Origin of the sequence: Agrobacterium sp. 22094, assembly GCF_052046015.1 — a bacterium.
GTDB lineage: Bacteria > Pseudomonadota > Alphaproteobacteria > Rhizobiales > Rhizobiaceae > Agrobacterium > Agrobacterium cavarae.
On sequence record NZ_JBQEPX010000001.1, the window covers coordinates 2183948 to 2207935 of the forward strand.

At 59.8% G+C, this 23988-nt stretch carries 23 protein-coding genes and 2 pseudogenes; 8 read left to right on the forward strand and 17 right to left on the reverse strand.

Annotated features, from left to right (window positions below):
* Positions 1 to 55: 55 nt before the first annotated feature.
* A complete protein-coding gene (locus ACTJK5_RS10620) occupies positions 56 to 970 on the reverse strand; it encodes a hypothetical protein (protein ID WP_440612378.1) in 915 nt (304 codons plus the stop codon).
* 614 nt (positions 971 to 1584) lie between these two features.
* On the opposite strand from ACTJK5_RS10620, the gene ACTJK5_RS10625 reads away from it, so the two are divergent.
* Complete coding sequence (locus ACTJK5_RS10625; protein WP_440612379.1) at positions 1585 to 1815, forward strand: hypothetical protein; 231 nt, start codon at positions 1585 to 1587, stop codon at positions 1813 to 1815.
* Positions 1816 to 2053: 238 nt separating this feature from the next.
* On the opposite strand, the gene ACTJK5_RS10630 is transcribed toward ACTJK5_RS10625, so the two are convergent.
* Positions 2054 to 2341 carry a hypothetical protein gene (locus tag ACTJK5_RS10630; protein ID WP_440612380.1) on the reverse strand — a complete coding sequence of 96 codons (288 nt, stop codon included), beginning with the start codon at positions 2339 to 2341 and terminating at the stop codon, positions 2054 to 2056.
* Positions 2342 to 2473: 132 nt separating this feature from the next.
* On the opposite strand from ACTJK5_RS10630, the gene ACTJK5_RS10635 reads away from it, so the two are divergent.
* Positions 2474 to 2821 (forward strand): hypothetical protein, encoded by a 348-nt coding sequence (locus ACTJK5_RS10635; RefSeq protein WP_440612381.1) that lies wholly within the window; start codon positions 2474 to 2476, stop codon positions 2819 to 2821.
* 156 nt (positions 2822 to 2977) lie between these two features.
* On the opposite strand, the pseudogene ACTJK5_RS10640 reads toward ACTJK5_RS10635, so the two are convergent.
* The 7 genes and pseudogenes from ACTJK5_RS10640 to ACTJK5_RS10670 all read right to left on the reverse strand — a co-directional run.
* A pseudogene (locus tag ACTJK5_RS10640) lies at positions 2978 to 3115 on the reverse strand (integrase); the annotation flags it as partial.
* 104 nt (positions 3116 to 3219) lie between these two features.
* Positions 3220 to 4326: an FAD-dependent oxidoreductase gene (locus tag ACTJK5_RS10645; RefSeq protein ID WP_440612382.1), complete on the reverse strand. Its 1107-nt coding sequence runs from the start codon at positions 4324 to 4326 to the stop codon at positions 3220 to 3222.
* Positions 4319 to 4990, reverse strand: a complete 672-nt coding sequence (locus ACTJK5_RS10650) for an ATP-binding cassette domain-containing protein (protein ID WP_440612596.1) — start codon at positions 4988 to 4990, stop codon at positions 4319 to 4321. The genes ACTJK5_RS10645 and ACTJK5_RS10650 overlap by 8 nt, the downstream gene beginning before the upstream one ends.
* A gap of 2 nt (positions 4991 to 4992) precedes the next feature.
* The gene (locus ACTJK5_RS10655) at positions 4993 to 6690 is read right to left on the reverse strand and encodes an ABC transporter permease (protein WP_440612383.1); all 1698 of its coding nucleotides are present in this window, start codon (positions 6688 to 6690) and stop codon (positions 4993 to 4995) included.
* A 33-nt stretch (positions 6691 to 6723) separates the two neighbouring features.
* Positions 6724 to 7944, reverse strand: coding sequence for an ABC transporter substrate-binding protein (locus ACTJK5_RS10660; protein ID WP_440612597.1), 1221 nt, complete (start codon positions 7942 to 7944; stop codon positions 6724 to 6726).
* A gap of 96 nt (positions 7945 to 8040) precedes the next feature.
* Positions 8041 to 8286, reverse strand: coding sequence for a zf-HC2 domain-containing protein (locus ACTJK5_RS10665; protein ID WP_440612384.1), 246 nt, complete (start codon positions 8284 to 8286; stop codon positions 8041 to 8043).
* 35 nt (positions 8287 to 8321) lie between these two features.
* Positions 8322 to 9113: a TVP38/TMEM64 family protein gene (locus ACTJK5_RS10670; RefSeq protein ID WP_165215302.1), complete on the reverse strand. Its 792-nt coding sequence runs from the start codon at positions 9111 to 9113 to the stop codon at positions 8322 to 8324.
* Positions 9114 to 9204: 91 nt separating this feature from the next.
* On the opposite strand from ACTJK5_RS10670, the gene ACTJK5_RS10675 reads away from it, so the two are divergent.
* The gene (locus tag ACTJK5_RS10675) at positions 9205 to 9876 is read left to right on the forward strand and encodes an RNA polymerase sigma factor (protein WP_440612385.1); all 672 of its coding nucleotides are present in this window, start codon (positions 9205 to 9207) and stop codon (positions 9874 to 9876) included.
* Between the two features lie 17 nt (positions 9877 to 9893).
* Here the strand turns inward: ACTJK5_RS10675 and ACTJK5_RS10680 are convergent, their stop codons facing one another.
* The 5 genes from ACTJK5_RS10680 to ACTJK5_RS10700 form a co-directional block, all read right to left on the reverse strand.
* Positions 9894 to 10511: a CDP-alcohol phosphatidyltransferase family protein gene (locus ACTJK5_RS10680; protein ID WP_440612386.1), complete on the reverse strand. Its 618-nt coding sequence runs from the start codon at positions 10509 to 10511 to the stop codon at positions 9894 to 9896.
* Positions 10508 to 12019, reverse strand: a complete 1512-nt coding sequence (locus ACTJK5_RS10685) for a dihydrolipoyl dehydrogenase family protein (protein WP_440612387.1) — start codon at positions 12017 to 12019, stop codon at positions 10508 to 10510. The genes ACTJK5_RS10680 and ACTJK5_RS10685 overlap by 4 nt, the downstream gene beginning before the upstream one ends.
* Before the next feature lie 266 nt (positions 12020 to 12285).
* The gene (locus tag ACTJK5_RS10690) at positions 12286 to 13707 is read right to left on the reverse strand and encodes an NtaA/DmoA family FMN-dependent monooxygenase (RefSeq protein ID WP_440612388.1); all 1422 of its coding nucleotides are present in this window, start codon (positions 13705 to 13707) and stop codon (positions 12286 to 12288) included.
* 41 nt (positions 13708 to 13748) lie between these two features.
* Positions 13749 to 14423, reverse strand: coding sequence for a nitroreductase (locus tag ACTJK5_RS10695; RefSeq protein ID WP_037093927.1), 675 nt, complete (start codon positions 14421 to 14423; stop codon positions 13749 to 13751).
* A 19-nt stretch (positions 14424 to 14442) separates the two neighbouring features.
* Positions 14443 to 15453, reverse strand: a complete 1011-nt coding sequence (locus tag ACTJK5_RS10700) for a zinc-dependent alcohol dehydrogenase family protein (protein WP_052114315.1) — start codon at positions 15451 to 15453, stop codon at positions 14443 to 14445.
* Positions 15454 to 15602: 149 nt separating this feature from the next.
* Between ACTJK5_RS10700 and ACTJK5_RS10705 the strand changes: the two genes are divergently transcribed.
* Positions 15603 to 16046, forward strand: coding sequence for a MarR family winged helix-turn-helix transcriptional regulator (locus ACTJK5_RS10705; protein ID WP_440612389.1), 444 nt, complete (start codon positions 15603 to 15605; stop codon positions 16044 to 16046).
* 266 nt (positions 16047 to 16312) lie between these two features.
* On the opposite strand, the gene ACTJK5_RS10710 is transcribed toward ACTJK5_RS10705, so the two are convergent.
* Positions 16313 to 17374 (reverse strand): alkene reductase, encoded by a 1062-nt coding sequence (locus tag ACTJK5_RS10710; RefSeq protein ID WP_037093924.1) that lies wholly within the window; start codon positions 17372 to 17374, stop codon positions 16313 to 16315.
* A 108-nt stretch (positions 17375 to 17482) separates the two neighbouring features.
* Here ACTJK5_RS10710 and ACTJK5_RS10715 point away from each other — a divergent pair, with 108 nt between their 5' ends.
* The gene (locus ACTJK5_RS10715) at positions 17483 to 18391 is read left to right on the forward strand and encodes a LysR family transcriptional regulator (RefSeq protein ID WP_037093923.1); all 909 of its coding nucleotides are present in this window, start codon (positions 17483 to 17485) and stop codon (positions 18389 to 18391) included.
* Between the two features lie 619 nt (positions 18392 to 19010).
* On the opposite strand, the pseudogene ACTJK5_RS10720 reads toward ACTJK5_RS10715, so the two are convergent.
* Together ACTJK5_RS10720 and ACTJK5_RS10725 are read right to left on the reverse strand one after the other, a co-directional pair.
* A pseudogene (locus tag ACTJK5_RS10720) lies at positions 19011 to 20068 on the reverse strand (IS630 family transposase).
* Positions 20069 to 20151: 83 nt separating this feature from the next.
* The gene (locus ACTJK5_RS10725) at positions 20152 to 21024 is read right to left on the reverse strand and encodes a LysR substrate-binding domain-containing protein (RefSeq protein ID WP_052114314.1); all 873 of its coding nucleotides are present in this window, start codon (positions 21022 to 21024) and stop codon (positions 20152 to 20154) included.
* A 184-nt stretch (positions 21025 to 21208) separates the two neighbouring features.
* Between ACTJK5_RS10725 and ACTJK5_RS10730 the strand changes: the two genes are divergently transcribed.
* From ACTJK5_RS10730 to ACTJK5_RS10740, 3 genes are read left to right on the forward strand one after another with little or no spacing between them, the layout of a single operon-like run.
* Positions 21209 to 22273 (forward strand): ABC transporter ATP-binding protein, encoded by a 1065-nt coding sequence (locus ACTJK5_RS10730; protein WP_333630014.1) that lies wholly within the window; start codon positions 21209 to 21211, stop codon positions 22271 to 22273.
* Positions 22270 to 23151, forward strand: coding sequence for a carbohydrate ABC transporter permease (locus tag ACTJK5_RS10735; RefSeq protein ID WP_037093917.1), 882 nt, complete (start codon positions 22270 to 22272; stop codon positions 23149 to 23151). The genes ACTJK5_RS10730 and ACTJK5_RS10735 overlap by 4 nt, the downstream gene beginning before the upstream one ends.
* Positions 23148 to 23978 (forward strand): carbohydrate ABC transporter permease, encoded by an 831-nt coding sequence (locus tag ACTJK5_RS10740; protein WP_037093916.1) that lies wholly within the window; start codon positions 23148 to 23150, stop codon positions 23976 to 23978. Before ACTJK5_RS10735 ends, ACTJK5_RS10740 begins: the two co-directional genes overlap by 4 nt.
* The last annotated feature ends 10 nt before the right edge of the window (positions 23979 to 23988 follow it).

Here is a 23988-nt window from a genome sequence, read left to right on the forward strand (position 1 = left end):
GAGAGAGCGCATACGATAGATGCGAAGGCAGTGATGTAACGAGTGTTCAGCGACCTCATGGCAGCACCAGAATTGCAAAGATCGCGAACAGGCCGATGGTAACGATCATGCCGATTTCTTTGAGTCGTTTCTCAATTTTCCGTACTGTAGCCGCGTTAACGGGCTCGTAGGGAGTTGGTGGAACGTAATCACCGTCTTCGTCGATTTTGTGATGAGGGACGTAGGCTACGACTGGCTGAAATACAACCTGCACCGTCTCAACCCGCGCCCGCGCGTTTGCTACGTCCAAGTTCGAACCCCTCAGAAGCATACCATAGTCTTTCCGGTGCCATGGCTCTGCAAGAAAGGCATCAACCTCGTGCTCAAACAGCTCCACAAGCACCCGCAGTAGTCCCTTCTGTATCGGAGCAGAGGTCATCGAAAAGCGTTGGATCAAGGCATTGAATTCAGTTTCGTCGACATAAGCTTCGAGGCAAAGGCATGGGTCTTTTCGACCTGTGGGCCACTGATCGCGCTCCGGGTCGAAGTACATGAGCATTCCTGGCTCTTCAGCCATGAGCCCGTCTTCTGGGACTGGTTCCGTTGACGCTCCGGCAAACGAGATACCATCGGATGTCGTCGCTCTACGTTTGCCGCCGACATGACCCTTTGCCAATGGTTTAATATAGATTTCGGCGATCTCTTCGAAGCTAGCTTTCTTTCCGTTAGGCACACTGAAGACGGTGATCCGGTCTCTCATTTTTCCGCGAGCGGTGATTACCGACCGAAGTTTATAGTTCGGATTGCTGGCTTCCGCGACTTTGTCCTGCCACTCCGCTGAATGGCTGATCTCAATGTCAAACAGATCAACATACACCGCTTGAGGTACGCACGCGCTTATAAGCGGATGTCCGCTGCCCCCCTTCTCAGGGTGTTGAATTGTGAACTGATTGACGAGCTTCGCTCCGTCTAGATAATCGAACCTTGTCATATCTCCCCCGCCAGTTGCCGAACACTACCCAGCCACCACTTTCCCGACAAGACGAAACCTGCCGGCGTTTGCGCCGAGCGCCGATAGCCCACACCATCTTCTCCAGACACCAAAGCATAGGAAAGGTGGTGTGAGCATTGTTGAGTGGGAGCCGGTTGATGAGGACAGGCTAACGAGATACGTCGGACGGCAACGAGCCTTTGACATCATGCCGTGGACGGATGAGTCCCATCGGTGGCCATGGCAGTTGCAGATCAGGAGCGACATCTTCTGCCAAGGCGAATACGTGCGTGCGGCCAGGACACAGGAGGAAGCCAGGCTACTTGCTAAGGATCTCACACGGTACGCTTTCGTCGCACTTGATGTAGTCCCCGCCGATCCCGAGGCCGCGGCTATCTACCTCACTCCGCGGAGCGACCCGTCGCGGAAGGCAGACGAGGAAACGCTGCGATCCCGTGATTGCTGGCTTCGCGAAACCGGATGGTATGATCCATCAGTCTGACCCCACAAGCCGCCCGGAGGCGGCTTTTCCATGCGTCCAAAACCTGCCGGCGTTTGCGCCACGCTCCGCCAGCGCACACCATCTTGTCAGGCACCTAAACGAGGAAGATGAGATGCCAGTACTAAATATCAACGAAGACGAGAAGAATGCAGTGATCGCCGCCCTTCATCATGAGCGCGTGCGTTTGACCGGAGAGTGGTCGAAGGCATTCGATGACGAGGAAAGCTCCGTGATCTATCGAGACAGCGAGCTGGAACGGCTGGCTGCGGCCATCGACCTGACGACTGATCTTCGGAGGAAGATTGAGACCGCCGCAGAAGATCAGTCGTCAGGTCGATGGTAAAACTACCACGTTAGAGGGCAATTCCGAAGGGTTGGCGCGTCTACTCAGAGACATGAATCTCGCGCAGCGCAGATACTGAAGCTCTAAAGAGCGCCGCCGAGCTGATGAGCTCGGCGGCGTTTCTGCTCGTGCTTGCTGCCGGACAAAAGAAAACCCCGGATCTCTCCAGGGCTATTCTCCGGCCGCTCAGGCGACCTCATGGGCTGTGCCCGACAGCATAATAGGTGCCGGGATCGCGTTATACAAAGTGCTTGCCGAGCAAATTCATTCCGGTGATCGATCCCGTCGCCCAGCTCCGAGGTTCGGCACCGTAAACGTCACTAACGACGCTGACATACTGACCAACAAAGTTGCCAACGCCCTGCGCCACAGTTCCAATACCGCCAGCAATGTCGCTGACAGCTTGAGCATATTCTGCGGCCCGCCGAGCCGAGTTTGCAGGAAGGTCACTTGCGGCAATCCGGATAAGATCACTGGAGCCACTTACTACCGAGTAGATATCTTTGAGAGCTTCGATCGGGTTCATCACTGTTCCTCCCTGCTATCTGATATTTTCATCGATCGTCGTCCTTTCAAGTGCCGCAGTGAATTTCAGCCGGCGTTTGCGCCGTGCCGCCTCCCAGCACACCATCATGGTATCCGAAACGAGGTGGATGGGATGACGGAAGAATTCAAGACACCGCAGCCAGGCGACTGGGTCGACATCGAGATCCCCGGAGGCTGGGACGTGCTCTACGCAGCGGGTGAACAGCAGCCTGCCCTAACTGATGAGCGGATACTCGCTATCGCTAAGCGGCACCGCAATCATACGCTCACAGCGCAGTCTGGGACGAAGTTTGATGTCATCGAGCACAAGGACTTGGTGGCGTTTGCTCGAGAGATTGAGGGCGCAGTGTTTGGGCGGCAGGTCCGATGGCGGGCTAGACAGCTCCCCGTCATTGCCTGCCTTGCCCTGTTCGCAAATTTCGGCCATCTCAGCTTTGTCAGTTTGCCAAGACAACCCTGACCGTAGTGCTGTTTTCACTTCAGATGTCCAAAGCTGGATTTGGATCTCTAGCATTCGCCTCGGCGCTGCGCTGTCCGATATGGGGCCGACAGGAGACTGTCCGCTTCTCACGCTAGAACCGCAGAAGCGGACAACCGGAATCAGTACTAAGATAGCCTAAATCTCGGTACGCTCCGCTAACTCAAGGGCATCTTCAACGTCGACGCCGAGATACCGCACGGTGTTTTCAATCTTGCTATGCCCCAACAGGATCTGGATCGCGCGAAGATTGCCCGTCGCCTTGTAGATTAGAGCAAACCTGATTGCGGAAGCACATCCGGTTCAGAAAAGTACGACACAGGCACGCTCTGAATACCGGGCGGAAGGCAGGGACGGACCAGAATAGGACGGCCGTCGCTTCACCGTCGATATTTCTGGATGAATCGGCTGTCGATGCGATACTTCCATCGGGCCACCCAAGCGCCAGAGATTGCCAGGCCCCACTTGTCGGCAATAGCCCGCCCATCGGAGAGCGAGATCAGCACCAGCCAGTAGGACTGCGGGCAGTAGGGCTTATGGCGCTTTTGAGAGAGGCTGCGATGGATGTTTGCAGTCAGGACGGGCCCCTGACGCACAGCGAAGACGCCGGCCTTGGGCCGTGGGTCTGGCAAAGACGCGACATCACCGGCCGCGAAAACATCCCGATGAGAAAGGGATCGCAAGGTATGATCCACTCGGATGAAACCCATGTCGTCGAGGAGGAGCCCGGTCTCGCGCAGGAAGGCAGGCGCGCCGCTTGATGTTGTCCAGACGACCTCATCCACCGCGAGCCGCCGCCCGTCACGCGACACCAGTTCGCCGTCGCGAAAAGCCACAACATCGAAAGCCGGGTGGTGAGCGATGCCTGCTTTGCGCATTTCCCGTTCGAGCAGTCGCCGCGACCAACGGCTACGCTCCGGAACCGGCTCTGCGGTACGCCCGACGAGGGAAACACCGATACCGCGTCCCTCCAACCGGCGCTTCAACGCAAAGGCCACCTCGACACCAGCGACGCCCTGCCCCACCACCGCCAGTGTTGAGAGCCGTCCCTCTCCCGCCAGCGCATCGAGCCGAGCAAGCCGATCGGCAAAACTCGCGATTGGCTTTACGGAGATGCCGGTCGATATGCCCTTGGGCAGTGAGGGCGTTGAGCCGATATCGATCGAGAGCAGGCCGTAGCCGAGGCTTTCGCCGCTCGCGAGCGAGACCACGCGCTGTTCCGGGTCAATGCCGGTCGCGGTAGTTTCGAGGAAGGTGACGCCGGAGCGTGTGCACAAGGCAGCCAGATCAATATGGAAATCGTCGAAACTGTATTCACCGGAGATATGGCCCGGCAACATGCCGGAATACGGTGCATGACGGGAGGGCGAAACCAGCGTGATCTGCGCGCCGAAGCCGAGCTCGCCCAGCCGGCGCACCACCTCGACATGGGCGTGGCCACCGCCGAGCAGAATGACCGGGACGGGCGTTGCGCGTCCCTCAGCCATCCGAGGGCTCCTTCATGCCGATACGATGAACAGGACCGCCCGCAGCCTCGGCATCGGCCTCGTCATGGGTCACGAGAATGACCGGCAGGCCGGCGGTCCTTGCGCGCTCGAACACCAGGGCGCGCATCTGGGCACGCAGCTCCATGTCGAGTTTGGAGAAGGGTTCGTCGAGCAGCAGCAATCGGGGTCGAGAGACGAGAACGCGGGCAAGCGCCACCCGCGCCTTCTGCCCGCCCGAAAGCGTGGCCGGATCGCGGTCGGTAAAACCTGTGAGGTCCATGTCGACCAGAATGTCTGCCGCAATCTGCCGACGCTGGCGGCGATCCGCGACATCTGCCGGGATGGCGAAGGCGACATTGGCACCAACAGACATATGCGGGAAGAGCAGCGGGTCCTGAAACAGGATCCCGGCCCGGCGCGCTTCTGGTGCGAGCGACAGGAGATCCACGCCGTCGACGGAGACGGCGCCCTTGGCATCAAACACCGGATCGAGGAAGCCGCCGATGAAGGACAGCAAGGTGGATTTGCCGGATCCCGACGGTCCCATGACGGTAAAGACCGAACCGGCAGGCACATCTGCGGTCAACTCGATCAGACTGATATCGCCGAGGCGGATCAGGATATTCGCAAGGGAAAGGCCGTTGTTGGGCTGTCGCTGGAGCATCATCACACCCTCATGTCCCGGCGATTGCGGTGAAGGGCTGCGGGGATCAGCGCGGCGAGCGCGAAGGCGAGGAACGGCAGGATGGTCTGCAGCAGGGCATAGACTCCGATGACGCGGCGATTGTTGCCGGAGGCGAGCGCGACGGCCTCCGTGGTGATAGTCGAGAGCCGCCCCTCGCCGATCAGCAATGTCGGCAGATACTGCCCGACCGAGACGGCAAAGCCAACGGCGAGCGCCGTCAGGATCGGGCGGATCAGCATGGGCAGGCGGATCGACATCAGCACCGAAATCCGCGACCGACCAAGGGCCGTGGCGATGATCTCGTAGCGGCGGTCGAGTGCCCGCCAGGGATCGGCCAGCGAAAGGAAGACGTAAGGCAGCACGAAGACGAGGTGGACGAACACGAGGGCTGTCAGCCGGTAGTCGCCGCCGCCACTGCCGATGAAAAGAAGCTGAAGGCCGAAGACAAAGGTGATCTGCGGCACGATCAGCGGCAGGTAGAGCACCAACAGCGCCTTCTCGCCGACGCTGCGTCCCGTCTGAAGCTCGCGTTCGAGGCAGCCGATGGTGAGCAGGATGGCCATGAGCGTCGAGGCAAGCCCCGTCACCAGCGTCGTCACCAGCGGGTCGGCGATGCGCGGCAGGGCACTCATCCAGCTTCTGAACGTAAAGCTCTGCGGCAGGAGATCGGGAAACTGCCAGAGACCGGCGAGAGACCAGAGGGCCAGAGTGGCAAGGCCTGCAAACACCACGCCGCCGATCAGGCCGACGATAAGGATCGAGGCGCGGCGCAGGAACTGGTCGCGGAGGAACCGCCAACCTTTTTCTCTCGCCAGGCGAAGCAGGAGAGACGCCAGACGTTCGAGGACAAACCAGAACAGGAGTGCGACCACGGTGACACCCAGTTGCAGGACGGCACCGGCCGAAGCGAGGAAACGCGCCGACAGATCCGGATCATTCATCCACTGGACGAGCCGGGTTGCCAGCGTGCCGGGCAAGTTAGGGCCGAGGATCAGGGCCACGTCCACGACAGACGACGAGTAGGCGATGACGGCGTAGACGGCAAAACGGATCTGCCGGTAGAGCGCCGGCCAGAGCAGGTAGACGAAGCCTGCGATGCGTCCATAGCCGAAGGAGGCTGCAAGCCTTCGGGCCGCCGGGAGTTCGACCTGCGGCAAGGCTGCGAGCGTGACGAGAAAGAGGAAGGGCGTTTCCTTGATCACCAGGCCCGCGATCATCGTCAGCCCCATCGGATCATGGGGGATCAAGATATCCGGCGGCCGATCGATGCCGAGAAGTGGCGCGACGAGGCGGATGAGGAAGCCTGAGGGGGCAATCAGGAAGGCAAAGCCAAAGGCGGCGGCCGCATGCGGAACTGCCAGCAGCGGCGACAGCAGATGCTGCAGGCGCGACAGCGTCGGTGTGCCCGCGTAACTCGCAACGAAGACCAGAGTGATGCCGAGAGAGATGAACGTGGCGGCGAGCCCGGTTGCCACACTCAAGACTGAGGCTGTGGCCAGACCTGGTGTCGCCACAAGGTCTCGAAAGGGTTGCAGGCTGAGGTAATCTCCGCCGAGCGCGGGCAGGTAGCCGAAGGCCGGCAGCAGCGTGCCAAGGAGCCCGAAGGTGATCGGCAAGACCAGAAGGCCAAGCGTGAGGGCGACCGCACTCCTCGGGAGACGTGCGGTTAATCCTGCCACGAAAGAGCGATCGGTCGCTCGAGCTGTCACGGCTTAGTTGCCGCTGGCATATCGTCGGCGCCATTCAACCTCGATGCGCTCCATCCAGCTCGCATGCGGCTCGGCAATCACGGGACCGAGCTTGTCCGGAGAAAGGGTGGCTGCTCCGAGGTCAAGCGCTGCGAAGGCGGCACGATCGGCTTCCGGAAGCTTCGGCATGGCAAGAACGGTCGGATCCCCCCAATAGGCCGGGTCCTGCTTACGAAGCTGGGCTTCCGGCGAGATGAGGAAGTTCGCTGTCAGCAGCGCCCCCTCCTTGGCATTGGCATTGTAGGGAATGGCGACGAAATGAGTGTTGCCGAGCGTGCCGCCGGAGAAGGTGAAGGAGCGTACCGTCTCGGGCAGTTCGCCTGCCTTGATGCCGGCAGAGGCTTCGGACGGATTGAAGGCGAAGATGATGTCCAACTCGCCGTCAGCCAGCTTCTGCTTCATATCCGGATAGTTCTGCGGGAAGGTCTTGCCCGAACGCCAGGCGACCGGATGCAACTGACCGAGATAGGCGAACAGCGGCTCCACATCCTGCTCGAAGCTCTCCTCGACCACCGGCTTTGCCAGCTTGGCGGGATCGGCGATCACTTCGCTCAGCACCTGTTTCAGGAATGAGGAGCCAATGAAATCCGGGGGCGCGGGATAGGAGAACCGTCCTGGATTGTTCTTCGCCCAGTCGAGCAGTTGCTTGGCATTGTCCGGCAGATTGGATGCTTCCGTGCGGGCGCTGTCGTAGAAGAAGACCATCTTCGCGCCGCCCCAGGGGCTTTCCAGCCCTTCCGTCGGCTCGGTGAAGTCAGTCAGAATGGTGGGCTGGTTCTCGATATCGACATAGCGCCAGTTGGGTAGCGCCGTTGCCCAGCCGGGGGTGAGGAGCAGATCCTGCTGCTTCATCGAGACGAAGTTCTCGCCATTGATCCAGATGAGATCGACCGACCCGCCCTCGTTCTTGCCGGCGGCTTTCTCGGCAATCACCTTGGCAACGGCGCTTGCGGTATCCTCAAGCTTTACCTGCACCACGGTCACAGCGTAGCGCGACTGCATTTCGGCGCCGACCCATTCGAGATAGGCGTTGATGTTTTCAGACCCGCCCCAGGCGTTGAAGTACACCGTCTGGCCGGACGCTGCCTTTTCCAGGGCAGCCCAATCGGCCAGCTCGGGGCCGGCAGCCTTGGCCGGAACGATACTTGTGGCTGCCATCAGTGCGGCGGCGAAAATCCCTGTCATCAATCGCATTGTGTGCCCTACTCCCTCAAAATCGACCGCCGGACGCTGATGCGTTGCGGCTTTTGTTTGAACTACGGTTCAGAGATCCGGCGGATCTCACGTTTTCTTGCCAGACCCCATCTGTCGTCGCGCGAGTGCAGCCTTGATCTCCTCGCTCGGCACCGGATTGTGCATGGCACCTGCCATGGCGGTCAGAGCATGAGTGACGCGCATCTGCTCGACGAAGGCCCTGCATCCCCGGCACATCGCCAGATGAAGCTTGATGTTCAGCCGCGGCCAGAAGCCGAGATCGCCATCGATCAGGAGACTGGCACGCTCGGCGACTTCACTGCATCGAAACATGGTTCAGCCCTCCCCGGACATGGTGAAACGAAATCTCATGGCGACGTCCTGCGTTTGCGGATCTGGCGCACCAGCGTCGGGATCAGCGCCACCAGCGCCAATGCGAAGAAGGCGAGCGTGATGTCGCGTGTCACGAGATCCGAGATCTGCGCTTCCCGGCCGCTCGCCTGTGCCGCGACCAATACGCTGTCGACACCCTGGCCGAGATAGGCATAGGCGAAGGTGCCGGGCAGGATGCCGAAGAACGTCGCGGCGATGAACCGGCCGAGGCTGATGTCGAACAGGGCGGCCGCGATGTTGACAACGAAGAAGGGAAAGACCGGCGCGAGACGGATGACGAAGAGGTAGCCGAAGGCATTTTCGCGAAAACCGTCCGCCATCTTCTTGACCACGCCATCGACCCGGTGGCGCAGAAAGTCGCCGAAGGCAGAGCGCGTGGCGAGAAACAGGAGCGAAGCACCGATCGTGGCACCAACGGCAACCAGCGCGCCGCCGATCATCCAGCCGAAGAGAAAGCCGCCGAAGATGGTCAGCACGGAGGCCGCCGGAAACGAGAAGGCGACAGCCAGAATGTAGACGGCGAGAAACAGCAGCGCGGACCAGAACACATTGGCATCGACATAGGCCCTCAGAGCCTGGCGTTGTTCGGCGAGAAATCCAAGGCTGAGATAGTCCTGCAGGCCGAAGGCATAACCAAGCGCCAGACCCGCGACGACGAGGACGACAGGCGTATAGCGCCAGAGGCTGCCTCGACCGACAGCCCCCTTCGAGGCGGTGCGTTCGTCCTCCGGTGGGCGGCCTTGCTGCGGGGAACGGCTGTCAATCATCGTGGTTTCCTCGAAACGCCCGCGCGCCCTGTAAGATCACCGGTTCCGGCGCGACTGATCCCCTATGGTCACTATGGCTTGATGGGGTCGAATGCTGCTGGACATGGAAGGCGATTGTTTTGCTAATGGCGCCCGGGCTGAGGCAGGGGGCGGCGTGGCGCAGGATGAAGGTGACGATCTGGCTCTGGCGCGACACCTCGTTGACGGGGATGGTGCAGTCTTCGAGCTGCTCTATCGCCGGCACAATGCCGCGATGATCCGCTTTTGCGCGGGCATCGTCCGGTCGCGCGACATCGCGGAAGAAGTCGTGCAGGACACCTGGGTGGCTGTGCTCGGCCGCATCGATCTCTTCGAAGGACGCGGGTCGCTCGCAGGTTGGATCTACACGATCCTCCTCAACAGGGCGCGCAGCCGCGCTCGTCGCGAAGGCCGCATCGTGTCCTTCGACGATCTGGGGGATGGCAATGGTCTCGGCGAGGCTTTTGACGGGAGCGGACACTGGCGCACCAGACCCGAGCTCTGGGAAGACCTGACGCCCGAGCGGCACATCGAGGGGCGAAGCGTTCTGCAACACGTCGAGGCGGTCATCGAAACGCTGCCACCCGCGCAAAGGGCGGTGCTGATCCTGCGCGGCCAGCAGGAGCTCGATCCGGCGGAAGTCTGCGCGTTGCTCGACATCTCCGAGGGCAATATGCGCGTGCTTCTGCACCGGGCGCGGCTGACGGTTCGCAATGCGCTCGACCGGCTGAATGCTGGCCTCTGACCGAGATAGGACAAGGCTCATCGGTCACCTCCCGAAAAGGCAAGCCAGCCCTGGCGCCAGCGGATGACTGTCGTCAGCGCGCAAAGGGCGGCAAAGCCATAGGCGATAAGCGGAAAATGGTGCGGCAGGAGACACATGGCGACGAAGACCGCGATCGTCTCGAAACCTTCTGCCAAACCACCGGCATAGTAGATCCCCTTGGAGGGGAATTCCGGCGCCTTGCGACCGAGTTTTGCGGCAACTGCCGAGAAAGCGAGGAAGGAAGAGCCCGTGCCGACGAAGGAAACGATCAGGACGGCAGCCGGCAGCGCATTCACGTCGGGCATCGCCACCGCAAAGCCGAGCGGGATCAACGCGTAGAAGACCATATCAAGCGCGATATCGAGATAGGCGCCACGATCCGTCGGCCCCCAAATGCGGGCGACGGCGCCGTCGAGGCCATCCAGCGCGCGGTTCACGAGGATCAGCAGAAGTGCTGCCAGGAAAGAGCCGAAGCAGAGTGCAGCGAAGGCGCCGAGACCTGCGAGGAAACCGATCAGGCTGACCTGATCTGCCTTCACCCCGCGATGCGCCAGGAATTCGGCGACGGGCTGCAGGGCCGCCTTCTGCAGCGGCAGGATCTTGGCGTCGATCATCCACGCCTCCAGGTCTGAAAGCGTTCGAGCAGTGACAGGAGGAAGCCGTTGATGTGATTGCGGCGCCACTGGCCGGCGACCAGCTTGTTGGCCTCGGCGAGCGTCGGATAGATGTGGATCGTGCCGAGGATCTTGCCGAGGCCGTGGCCATGTTTCATGGCGAAGACGAATTCGGCGAGCAGGTCGCCGGCATGTTCACCGACGATGGTGGCGCCCAAGATCTTGTCCTTGCCCGGCACGGTCAGCACCTTGACGAAGCCGCTGGCGGACCTGTCCGCAATCGCGCGATCGAGATCGTCGATGCCGAAGCGGGTCACCTCATGCGGGATCTTCTTCTCCTTCGCCTCGGCCTCGGACAAGCCCACCCGCGCCACTTCCGGATCGGTGAAAGTCGCCCAGGGGATGACGCTATAATCGGCCTTGAAGCGCTTGAGATCCCCGAAGAGCGCGTTGATCGCCGCAAACCAGGCCTGATGCCCGGCGACATGGGTGAACTGGTAGGGCCCTGCGACATCGCCGGCCGCCAGGATGTTCGGATGCAGTGTCTGGAGGTAGTCGTTCGTCTCGACGACCCTATCCACCTTGATGCCGAGGTCTTCGAGCCCGAAGCCCTTCAGCCGTGGCGCCCGTCCGACAGCGACGATGATCTCGTCGAAGCCGATGCGGAACTTGGCCCCGTCCTTCTCGACCTCGATCCACTTCTCGCCGGCACCTGTTCCACAGGCGACCGCCTTGTGGCTGGTCAGGACATTGACGCCGTCAGCCTTCATCGACGCCTCGACGAAGCGGGCTGCATCCTCGTCCTCGCGCATCATCAGGCGCGGTGCCATCTCGATCTGCGTGACCTCGGAGCCAAGCCGGGCAAAACTCTGCGCCAGCTCGCAGCCGATCGGTCCTCCCCCCAGAACGACCAGCCTCTGCGGCACGGCTGGGCAATCGCGAAGGCGCTCCCACATGTTGTCCGAGGTCAGATAACCGATCTCGGCGAGGCCTGGGATCGGGGGCACGAAGGGCTGCGCACCGGTTGCGATGATGATTGCGCGCGTCGTCAGACGCTGCGTGCCGCCATCGTTCAGCGCGATCTCCACCGTCCAGGGATTAATCAACCTTGCATAGCCCTGCAGGACTTCGACGCCGAGGCCGGTGTAGCGCTCCACGCTGTCATGCGGCTCGATCTCGGCGATCACCTTGTGGATACGCTCCATCACGGCGGAGAAAGGCACCTTTGGCTCGACCGGCTCCAGACCATAATGGTCGGCATGGCGCATTTGGTGCGCCACCCTGGCGCTCTTGATCAGCGCCTTCGAGGGCACGCAGCCGAAGTTGAGGCAATCGCCGCCCATTTTGTTTGCCTCGACCAGCGTCACCTTCGCCTTGGCGGCGGCCGCGATATAGGCCGACACGAGCCCGGCTGAGCCTGCACCTATGACGATCAGGTTTCGATCGAAACGGTTCGGCCGTTTCCAAACGGATGGTGGAAGGCGCTGATCTTGATTTCTAGAATTCATGTTCCGGCCTGGCCCTGTACGTTTCAACAGGAAGACCATCAGAAATCTAAGTTGTTACAAGGCCGCCCAAAGAATTTTTCATGAATGGATTTTCGCTAGCGACGTGCGCTTCGCGTTATGCCCATTTCTGGTTCGCAGAAATCATCTCCGCCGCATATCTATGGCCGCTTTGGGCCACGCACCACGATGGCCGGTACGACCGTAGTGACGGCGCGAAGCGGAAATCATTTCCGCTGTCGGGCCCTTACCGGACATCAGCGCCGCGCTCAGCCCAGCACACGTGTATCAGTACCGTATTGGGCGGGTGCACCGAGATGATGACGTAGGGTGTGCCCCTCATAGTCGCGATGGAACAACCCGCGCTCCTGCAAGATTGGGACGACGCCGTCCACGAAGGCGTCGATCCCGTCCTCGAACACGTCTGGGACTACCCAGAAGCCATCGGCGGCATCAGCTTCAAACCATGCCTGCATGAAGTCGGCAATTTCGATAGAGGGTCCTGCGATGGCTGGGTGAAACTCGATCACTCCGTGCGCCAGTACATCGCGCAAGTTCCAGCCTTCGCGAGCGACCTGCAATGCATAGACCGAGCGAGGGTCAGCCGGGGATGGGCGGGCTGCGGCCAGTTGCTCAGGAGACAACGGTGCGTCGAGACTAGCGGATTCGAGCCGCAGCCCAAGCATCTGCCCCAGGTAGACGACGCGGTCGGCGAAAGTGTGTTCCGTTAGCAGGATACGGCGGTCGAGCCCCGCACGCCTGTCCGACGCGACCGTCGTCATGATGCCAGCGAAGTACTTTATCTCGTCCGGGTCGCGCCCTGCACGTTGAGCAGCCGCCCTTAGCTCGGAGCGCTGGTGGCGGGCATCCTCCATCGTCTGGGGTGCCCCCATCACGCCGGTGGCATAACGTCCGGCTACTTCCAGCCCGTTCCCACCGCCACCTGCCTGAAAGATTACCGGTTGCCCCTGTTCGGAGGGCGGGAGCGGCAACGGCCCGCGTGCACCGACATGCCGCCCGCTTAGATTGATTGGCTTGATCTTCGCGGGATCGGCAAACTGACCGGAGGCTGTGTCGAGCACCCAGGCATCCCGTTCCCAGCTTCCCCATAGAGCCTGGACCAACTGGACGACCTCATGGAGCCGCTGGTATTTTTCCTCACGCGGAGGTAGCTGTCGGCCAAAATTGGCGGCGACAGCAGGGTCCCAGGAGGGCACGGCATTCCATCCCACCCGGCCGTGGCTCATGATGTCCAGTGTCTTGAACTGGCGTGCGAGGTTGTAGGGTTCGTTGAAGGTGGTCGATCCGGTGGCGACCAGACCGATCCGGTTGGTTTCACGGGCGATTGCGGCAAGTGTGAGCATAGGTTCAAGCGAAACCCAGGGAGCCTCCATGGCCACGTCACCCTTAAGCGCAGGGTAGTCGGGCAAGAACAGGAACTGGAACTTGCCCCGCTCGGCGGCCTGGGCGTAGCGCACCTGACTGTCGAAACTTGTGTAGTTTGCCGGATCGACCCAAGGCATCCGCCACGCGCTGTTTTGCGCACCATAGCCGTTGCCCAGGGCAACGCCGATCATCATCTGCTTGGTCATTGACCTCTCGCTTTTCCGCCCACGGAAGCACGCCGTGTACTCTTCGAAGCAATCGCCTGAGCTTTTCGTTTGCCGCGTTCTTCTATGCAAAAACGTCATGGCGCAGAAGCGCCATGAGCGGGTTCTACATTCGCCGGAACTCATCCGTGGAACGTCACGCTTTCCTCAATCGGTGCCTTGCCGATCCGATAGGTGTTCGCGGCATGAGTCGCGTCGGGATAGCCGAAGGAGATGCCGAACAGCATCTTCGATGACTGGTCAATACCAAGCACGTCGCGGATGGTGTCAGCGTACATGCCGAGCATGGTCTGCGGGATGCCGCCAAGCCCATGGGCGGTGAGAGCCAGCAGGAAGGTCTGAGCGTACATGCCGAGGTCACCCGCTACCCGAACGTTGTCGCCCACCTGAGGCATGAATAGGAGAGCGACGTGCGGCGCACCGAAGAAGCTCAGGTTGTAGCGGGCTGCGGTCCGTCGATCTTCTTTGGCTTCCCGCGAGACGCCAATTGCCTGATAGTAGGCCGCCCCCTGGTCCCGCGCACGCTGGCGGTACACGCCGTCGAAGTCCGCGAGGTCGAAGCTGAAATCTAGCTTGTATCGGCCTGCCTCATCGTCGGCCAGAATGGCCTTACTAAGCGCGTCCCGCTTCTCGCCGGAAACGATGTGAACTTGCCAGGGCTGGGTGTTGCAGTTCGAGGGCGCGAGCTGCGCGTCTTGCAGCACCTCCCCCAGAACGTCAGCAGGAACCGGGTCTGGCCGGAAGCTGCGAACAGAGTGGCGGTTGCGAACGACGTCGCGGAAAAGAAGTTCTGACATTTCTCTGTTTCTCGTCTGATTATGCGTTCATGTCGATGACGACCTTGCCGACCATCGCGCCACTGGCGAGGCGTCGATACGCGTCGCGGTATTCGGCAAAAGGAAAGACCTGATCGATGACCGGCTTCATCTGGTGGGCGCTCATAGCGGCCAGAAGAGCCTCGAAGTTCAGGCGGGAGCCGATGGACGTTCCGCCGATGGTGAGCGACCGGGACAGGATGTCAATTGGAGGTAGACCGCCTCCCACTCCGCTGGCGAACCCGACAAGCGCGATCTCGCCCCCGATCTTTGTAGAAGCGGCTGACTTAACGATGGTCTTCTCACCCGCGATGTCGATCAGCCTGTCGACGCCCACGCCATCCGTTAGCTTGAGGATTTCGACATCCCAGTCCGGCTGGCTGCTATAGTTGACGACAGCCTCTGCACCCAGCTCCTTCAGTTTCTCGGCCTTCTCGTCCGATGACGTGATCGCGAAGACCCTTGCACCGACCATTCGGGCGATCTGGAGCGAGAACAGGGAAACCCCGCCTGTTCCCTGCACCAGCACCGTCTGGCCTGGTTGGATTGGCGTGATCCGATTCACGGCTGTCCATGCGGTCACGGCTGCACAGGCGAGAGAAGCGCCTTCAACGTAGGACAGGTAGTCCGGCAGATGGACGATGGCGTTCTCGTGCAGGGCGATGTGCTCCGCCAGCCATCCGTCTTGGGTGAAGCCTAAAGAACTGGACTGATACTCGTGTAGATAGGGGCCGCCGATCCAGTGCTCGAAGCAGCTCGCGGCAACCCGGTCGCCTACTTTCGTGCGGGTGACATCTTCACCGACGGCGACGACTTCTCCAGCACCGTCAGATACGGGAACGACGGCCTCGGTGCGACCCCCATAGTTTTGGTCGAGCACCGCCTGGTCGCGATAGTTGAGAGACGACGCGTGAACCCGGATGAGGACGTCCCGTTTTCCGAGCACGGGTAGCGGCTCGTCGCGCTCTACCAGCGCGGGCTTGTCCGCGAAGTTATACCTTATCGTTTTCATAGATCAGTCCCGTGTTACGTGATTGCACGTGGTGGTCAGAGAATTAAGAATGGCCACCGGCGAAATCGCCGTGGCGGAAGCTGGAATATGTCTCGCGTGCTAGAAAATTGTATCTAGTACACGAGACACTCGAATGCTAGAGGTAATTTATGGAATCTTCATCGCGCACCACCAGGCATGAACTCGACAAGCAGCTTTCATTCGCGCTCTATGGCGCGACGGGCCGAATGGTCAGGCTACACAAGCCGTTCCTCGATCCTCTTGGCCTGACGTTCCCGCAGTACCTCGTCATGGTAGAACTGCTTGACAGGTCACCACGGTCCGTCGGGGAGCTGGGTGCAAGAGTCGGCATGGACACGGGGACAATTACGCCTTTGGTGAAGCGGCTTGAGATCGCGGGCTTGATCACTCGCCGACGCGATGCTCGCGACGCACGGCGGGTACTCGTGGCTTTGACGTCCGCCGGAGAAGCGTTGCGCGAGGGTGTGTGGGCTGTTCCTGGGCAAATTATGAGCGCTTGCAAGATCACTGACGCTCAAGCCGAAGAGCTGCGGGCGGCATTGGATTCCATGGCTCAATCAGCGGAATACTGATTATTCACGTCCGGATGTCCGAATAGGACCTAACTCTGACGTCTCCCGTCGCAGAACTCTGGCCAGGGCGACACTTGAGTTTCTGAGTTCTGCGACGCGCGGAAAACGAAGCTCTGCTATAGCGTCTAATGACCGCTGTTCGCGCTTCTAAGTCGTGACAGGAGTCGGCCCAAACCGGGCATCCATAACCATTTGCACGCTTCAGGGATGGGGTTGGAGGGCGACCGTCGGCTTCCAGCGTTGAGATGAAACAGCGGGTCTTTTCATCACAGGTGCCGCAGCAAACTAGGGTAGTCTGTATAGCCCTCAGGGCCCTCGCCATAGAACGTGTCCTTGTTCGGTGTGTTCAGAGGAAAGTTCTGCTGAAGGCGCTCTGCGAGGTCCGGATTGGCGATATAGTCGCGACCGAATGCCAGGGCGTCGGCATGACCGGACTCGATAAGTCGCTCCCCATCTTCCTTTGACATAAGTTCATTGGCTATGACCGGCCCCCCGAACCGACGCTTGATCTCACCGAGAAGGCTGTCTTCGGCTTCAATTTCGCGGACAAAAATGAAGGCAATCTTCCGTCTTGCCAGTTCGTCGGCGACGTACCCGAAAATTGCCTTGGGGTTGCTGTCCCCCATATCGTGTTCCTCGCCCCGAGGTCGAAGGTGCACGCCGACACGATCAGCGCCCCAAACCTCAGTCACTGCATCCGCAATCTCAAGGAGAAACCTAGCGCGGTTCTCGACTGTGCCACCGTAGCAATCGGTGCGCTTGTTGGTCTTGTCCTGTAGGAACTGATCAATCAGATAGCCATTGGCAGCATGCAACTCGACGCCATCAAAGTCAGCGGCCTTTGCTCGCTCCGCGCCCTGTCTAAAGTCCTCAACGATTCCCGGTATCTCATTCGTTTCCAAAGCCCGTGGAATAGGATGCGGCCTTTTCGGGCGTAGTCCCGAGACATGACCAGCGGCGGCGATTGCGCTCGGCGCTACGGGAAGTTGGCCATCGAGAAGTTCGGGGTCGGAGATGCGGCCCACGTGCCAGAGCTGCAGGAATATGCGACCATCGGCTTCGTGAACCTGCCGCGTGACGTGTTGCCAGCCTTGGACCTGGGCATCGTTCCAAATACCAGGCGTGCCCCAATATCCAACGCCTTGTGGGGACACAGAAGTCGCTTCGCTCAGAATCAATCCGGCACCAGCCCGTTGCCGATAGTATTCGGCCATCATCGCGTTGGGTACGCGCTCGACGCCGGAGCGCTTGCGTGTAAGCGGGGCCATGATAACGCGGTTCGGCAGCTCGAGAGCCCCAACCTTCAACGGATCGAACAAACGGGACATCGATATCTCCTGGTTTAGCGCAGATATGGCTCTGCTTCTGTCTGGAGACAATTGTCCTTCCGGTTGTCAGACTGTACACTTCAAGTCGTCAATTGGAGTGCCTGCAGAATGGCTATTACCAGCACCTTCGGTGGCGTAGAAATCTTTATCACCGTGGTGAAAGCCGGGTCGTTCACTGCGGCGGCGGCACAGTTTGGCATCACCAAGTCGGCCGTCGCCAAGTCGGTGGCCCAGTTGGAGGGTCGGCTTGGCGTCAAACTTCTGCATCGGACAACACGTCGGCTATCGTTGACGCCCGATGGTCAGGCCTACTTTGTGCAAGCCGAAGCCGCACTTGATCAGCTCCGGTCAGCAGAAGACCTCGCACGGTCCAAGGCCAGCGCGGTTAGAGGAATATTGCGGGTGGACATGCCAGTGGCGTTCGGCCGACGGATCGCCATGCCGATCCTATTGGATATCCTCAGGGCCCATCCCGGACTCCGTTTGGAGGCCAGCTTCTCTGATCGTATTATAGACCCTGTCGAGGATGGGGTAGACCTATGTCTGCGGTTCGGCGAGCTGCCTGACCGAACTGACATCTCTGCCCGACCGCTCGGAACACAGCGCCTCGTTCTCTGTGCAGCACCACGCTATCTTAGTGAAGCAGGGGCACCAACAAGCCTACGTGATCTACAAGACCACGCCTGTATCCTCGGAGGCAGGCCAGGCAGAGCCGCACCCTGGCGCTTCCTGGAGGAGGGCGGGCGCGTAAAGTCGCTTGATCCGCTGGCCGCTCACCTAGTGAGCGACGGAGAGGTGGTCATCGATATGGCGGTTGCTGGTTTCGGCTTATGCCAAATGCCACAGTCTCTCCTGCAGCCTTACATCGATGGGAAAGAATTGGTCGAGGTGCTGCCGGATCGGTGCCAGGTGCAATCGCCATTTAACGCTGTGTGGCCAACGACCCGTGCGATACTTCCCCGGATCCGGGTTGTTGTGGATGAGTTCGTTAGACGGGCCAACGCGAAAGCTCTTTAGCAGGCAGAAGATGACGAGTCCTACGTCTGCTTCCAGGTCAGCTCGTATCAAGACTGGCGGACCTGAATGGGGTGGCAACAGGTCCTTCATAATGCGTCGGCGGACGTCCGCTTATGGCGGATACTGTTGAAATACTCCCGTGGGCAGCTTCTCGTAAGCTTTAGCTGAAATGACATTGCTTAGAGGAAGCTCTGTACCCACTCTGCCGCAAATCCGTTTCAGTCAGCTAAGATCATCGGAAATCCATTCCGGACAGTCACGGCAGTGAGTTGTTTTGTCGACCCTCAGCGGAGTTTTTCAACACTATCGGCGTAAAGGCGACGTGACGCGGGCGCCGAGGCTATGTCTGCTTTTAGGCACGCACGACGACACGACAGCCTCTATGACCGACATGGAGGCGCATAGCGGAAATCATTTCCAGTCCGGGGCCGATGGCAGACTGACCGCTGCTAGGGCACCTACGCGAAGGCGGACATCGATGTATGACGGCGAGGTTTCAGCCGATGTCTACTTTCAGGCAGGCACACGAAGGCCTCGGGCGCGAAGCGGAGACGTTTCAGCAATCTGAACTTTGCGGAAACGAATATTGCGACGAAGGTATTATACCAACCGTCATTGATCAGAACCCTTGTGCCCATTTGCGTCTGCCGATCGACATGATCTTCCATGGTCGGTCCTGGAGTGTTCTCCAAGCGTAGCAGCAATGGTCGACGATATCCTCGTAGGACTTGAAGACGCGGTTTGAGAGCCAGTTGTCCCTCATGAACTGCCAGATGTTTTCGACCGGGTTCAGCTCGGGTGATTTGGGCGGCAGTGGCAGGATGGTGATGTTTTCTGGGACGACGAGATTGTTGGACATGTGCCATCCAGCCTGGTCCATGATGAGGACGGCATGTTCGTTATCTGCAACATTACGGGATATCGATCAGGTGCTGGTTCATGGCATGGGTGTCGCACCACGGCATGACGAGAGCGGCAGCCTTGCCCTGTTTGGGGCAGATGGAACCGAAGATATAGGCCGGCTTGGTTCGCTGGTCGTGTGGCGCAGACGGCCTTGTTCCCCGCTTGGCTCAGCGGCGGGTGATCTTGTTCTTCTGGCCTATACGAGCTTCGTCCTGAAACCAGACTTCGATCACTTTGCTCTTGGCGGGGCCGGCGGCAATTTCTGCCACAGCGGCGGGGAAGTTTTTTTAAAAGCCTCGGCCGCTTCGGCATCCTGAGCATGATGTCTTGGGCGAGCAGAGAGCTTGCGCTACCCCATGGCACGCACTTCGCGACCAAGGGCCTCCTGGCTCACCGAGATGCGGAACTCTTCCCAGAGCCATTGCGCCAGATCACACAGACGCCAACGAACGACGCCATCCAGTACGGTGTCGGTCCGCGCTCTATGGCTTGCGCCAAGGCCGCTCGCTGTTCGTCGTTCAGGAGAGAAGGCTTGCCCGAAGCCTTGCCATTGATCAGACCGTCTGGACCGCGATCGTTGAAGCGGACCACCCAGTCGCGCACGATCTGAACTGTCACGCTGCCAAGCCGGGCGGCATCGGCGCGCGAGCCGCCATCATAGATCGATGCAAGAGCCAGAAGCCGTCGCGCCTGATTGGCATCCCGTGTCTGGCGAGCCAGACGCCGCAACCTGGCCCCGTCGAAATCCGACCGCAATGAAAGCGCTGAACCCATCGCAACCTCCTGTTTGCAACAAAGATTCAGATTCGTCGGCTGCTGGGAATCCCCACGAGAGTCACATTCACTGAAGGTTGGTATTATTCCACCAGCGCCATCAGTGCCCGAACTTCGTGCCGTCTCATGTTCCGGGTCAAGCATGCGACGTGCTCAACGTAAACGTCGTTCAGCTCCATTATGGGCAGGCGGACAACGTTGCTTTCTGCCCGGCTGACCGCCAGTTCGAACATGAATCCTATTCCCAGTCCTTGGTGCACTGCCTCGTAGACCGCCTCACGCTCGCCGAGTGAGAGAGCTGGCTCAAGGTTTACGCCAGACTTCCTTATTGCCATGTTCAGCGCCGATTGCGTGAGAGATTGGTCGTTGCGAAAAATGAGTGGCTGATCGGCAAGTTCATGCAGCGAAAGGGGCTTGCCTCGCTTTGCCAGCGGGTGCCCGGCAGGCACCAGCGCGACCGCTCGCTGCTCCATGTACGGAATGCGCGTCAGGCTATCGTCGTCCGGTACGCCTGTCAGGATGATCGCGTCGCATTGTTGCTCATAAAGTGCCGTCGTGACCCGATGCCAGTTACCAAAATTGGCGGTAACCCGGACACCGGGGTAACGGCGCCTGAACTCGGAAATCAGCGCCATTGCCGGATTCGGAGCGCCGCACATGATGTTGAGTTCACCCGTCTTCAACGCGCTCGATGCACCCAGGATATCGGCGGCTACAGCCTCTATAACATGCAGCTCTTGTGTCTCCTGAAACAAGCTCTTGGCGAGTGGCGTCATCCTTGCACCGTCCCCCCTGCGCTCGAATAACAGCACGCCGTAGCTCTGTTCCAAAGCTTTGACCTGCGCCGTTATGGCAGGCTGACTGAGGCCGAGGCGACGCGCGGCAGACGAGAAACTGCCTTCCTTTGCAACCGCATTGAATGCTCGCAACTGGGCATAGCTAAGCTTGGAACGCATTGAGCCTCACGAAAAATGAGAGGTGTCTACCTGATGGGCGGTATAACCTGAATTTATAATGCGTCATTGTAATGTAAAATCTATGAAGTATCTGGCCAGCCATTGAACACATTTTTTTGGGCCTTCCTTCATGGCAAGCGTAAACATCAGATCTGTCGTTAAGACATTCGGGGAGACCCATGTTTTGAAAAGGATCGATCTGGATATTCGGGACGGCGAGTTCATTTCCTTGGTTGGCCCGTCAGGCTGCGGAAAGTCCACTCTATTGCGCATCATTTCCGGCCTCGAACAGCAGAGCGGGGGCAGCATCCTACTAGATGGTGCAACTGTCGATAGGATCCGGCCACGCGACCGCGACCTCGCCATGGTGTTCCAGTCCTATGCACTGTATCCGCACCTGACGGTGGCGGAAAACATCGCCGTACCGCTCGTCATGCGCCGCCTGAACACCACTGAGCGGTCGCTCCTCGGCACTCTTCTGCCGTCGGCGAAGGCGAAGCGCAAGGAGATCGCAGGGGAAGTGGGCAGAGTTTGCGATGCCCTATCAATCTCTATGCTAAAGGACCGCAAGCCTGCTTCACTTTCAGGCGGCCAGCGCCAGCGTGTGGCACTTGCCCGCGCCATGGTGCGTAAACCGAGCGCCTTCCTGATGGACGAGCCGCTCTCGAATCTCGATGCCAAGATGCGGGTACAGGCGAGAGGCGAGATTGCCGCGCTCCACCGCCAATTGGGTTCGACCTTTATCTATGTCACCCACGATCAAGCCGAAGCGATGACCATGTCCGATCGTATCGCAGTGATGATGGGTGGCGAAATCCTGCAGGTGGATACGCCTGACCAGATCTACCAGATGCCCCTGGATCTTCGCGTCGCGGAGTTCATAGGTAGTCCCAAAATCAACGTTCTTCAGGCGGCTCTGACTGAAGGTGACGTCCTATCCTTCACCTTCGCCGATACCGCGAACAACCGGGTGCAGGCGGCTTTTCGTCCAGAGGCGGCTCGACTAGCAGGCATAGCCAACGCACCGCTTGCCGGCGTTATCCACCACATCGAAAATCTCGGCGCCGACCTCTTCGTCCAAGTCATGACCGCTGGCGGCAACCTCGTCGTTGTGCGCTGCGATCCGGGCGGCATCCGCCCAGCCATCGGCGACAAAGTGGGGATCGTGATGGATGAAGCGCGCCTGCATGTCTTCGGCACAGACAACCGGCGAATAGAAGGCAGCTACCGACTGGAGGCTCCCCTATGAGCCTTTCCGCCAGCCAAAACCGAGCAGGCCTTGCCCTCATCGCGCCGGCGTCCATCTTGGCAATCATCTTCCTGATTGCGCCGCTCTCCTCGATTCTTGTGCTGGCCTTTACCGACTATCAGCTCGGTGATCGCTCGCTGAGATTTATCGGTTTCGAAAATTTTCAAGCGCTGATCGATGACCCGGTCTTCTGGAAGTCGTTGAGCAATACGCTGATCTACTCTGCCGTCGTCGTGCCCGGCTCGATGCTGCTAGGCCTGGTCAGTGCGCTTCTGATCGACGCAGGAACCTCGTTACGATCCTTCTATCGCACCGCCTTTTTCATGCCGGTGATGGCGAGCCTGCTTGCCATGGCCATCGTCTGGGAGTTCATGCTGCACCCGAGCTTTGGCATCGTCAACACGACGGCGAAGGCCCTGGGATTTGCCTCGCACAACTGGCTCAAGGATGGCGACATCGCACTCTACGTGCTCGCGGTCATCGGCATCTGGCAAAGCTTCGGCTTCAACATGGTGCTCTTCATGGCCGGTCTTTCTGCCATCCCGCGCGATCTATACGACGCAGCCGAGCTAGACGGCACACCGCATGCCTGGGAGCGGTTCAGGCTGATCACCTGGCCACTGCTGGCACCTGTCGCCGTTTTCGTCGCCATCACCTCCGCCATCCGCTCTTTCCAGGTCTTCGACACGGTTCATGCACTCACTCAAGGAGGGCCGAACAAGGCGACCGAAGTGCTGCTCTACACGATCTATGCCGAAGGCTTCGAGTTCTTCCGCAGCAGTCACGCGGCGGCGATCACGATTGTCTTCATCCTGCTCGTCGTCAGCGTCAGCCTGCTGCGCTTCGTATCCCTCAAGAAGAATGGAGAAGGCGCATGACGGCTCGTTCCTTTGTAAGCTCGGCGCTTCGCCACACAGCACTGCTCTTGATTGCTGCCTTTGCCCTTCTGCCCTTCGCCGTGATGGTTTCGACCTCGATCAAGCCAGCCGACGAGATCTTTTCCGAAACGTTGCGCTGGTGGCCGCAAAAACTCGCCGTCATCGAGAATTATACGGAAGCATTTTCAGCAGCCCCGCTGATGCTCTATCTCATGAACGGCGTCGTCGTTACGGCAGCGATCTTTTTCCTGCAGGTGCTCGTCACGCTGCCGGCAGCCTATGCACTGGCCAAACTGCATTTTTTCGGTCGCCGTCTAGCCTTCGGTTTCGTGCTCTTCTGCTTGCTGATCCCCTATCAGGCAATTGCTGTGCCGCTGTTCATCCTACTGTACTACGTCGGCCTGCTCGACAGCTACAGCGCGCTGGTGTTGCCCTTCACGATTTCAGTGTTCGGCATCTTCCTGATGCGGCAGTTCTTCATGGGCGTTCCGGATGATCTGGTCGATGCGGCCCGTATGGATGGCATGTCTGAATTGTCGATCGTTTGGCGGGTCATGCTGCCGGCCGCCATCCCGGCGCTCACGGCCTTCGGCGTCTTCTCGATCGTCACTCACTGGAACGATTATTTCTGGCCTCTGGTCGCCGTATCAAGCGACAAGTACTTCACGCCGCCGCTCGGCGTCATGGCCTTCCGCAATGCCGAGGCCGGAAATGACTTTGGCCCGCTGATGGCGGCCGCGACCATCATTGTTGCCCCGCTTCTTTGCCTCTTCCTGCTGGCGCAACGACGGTTCATCGAAGGCATCGCCTTCACCGGCATCAAGTAGCAGTCCTCTC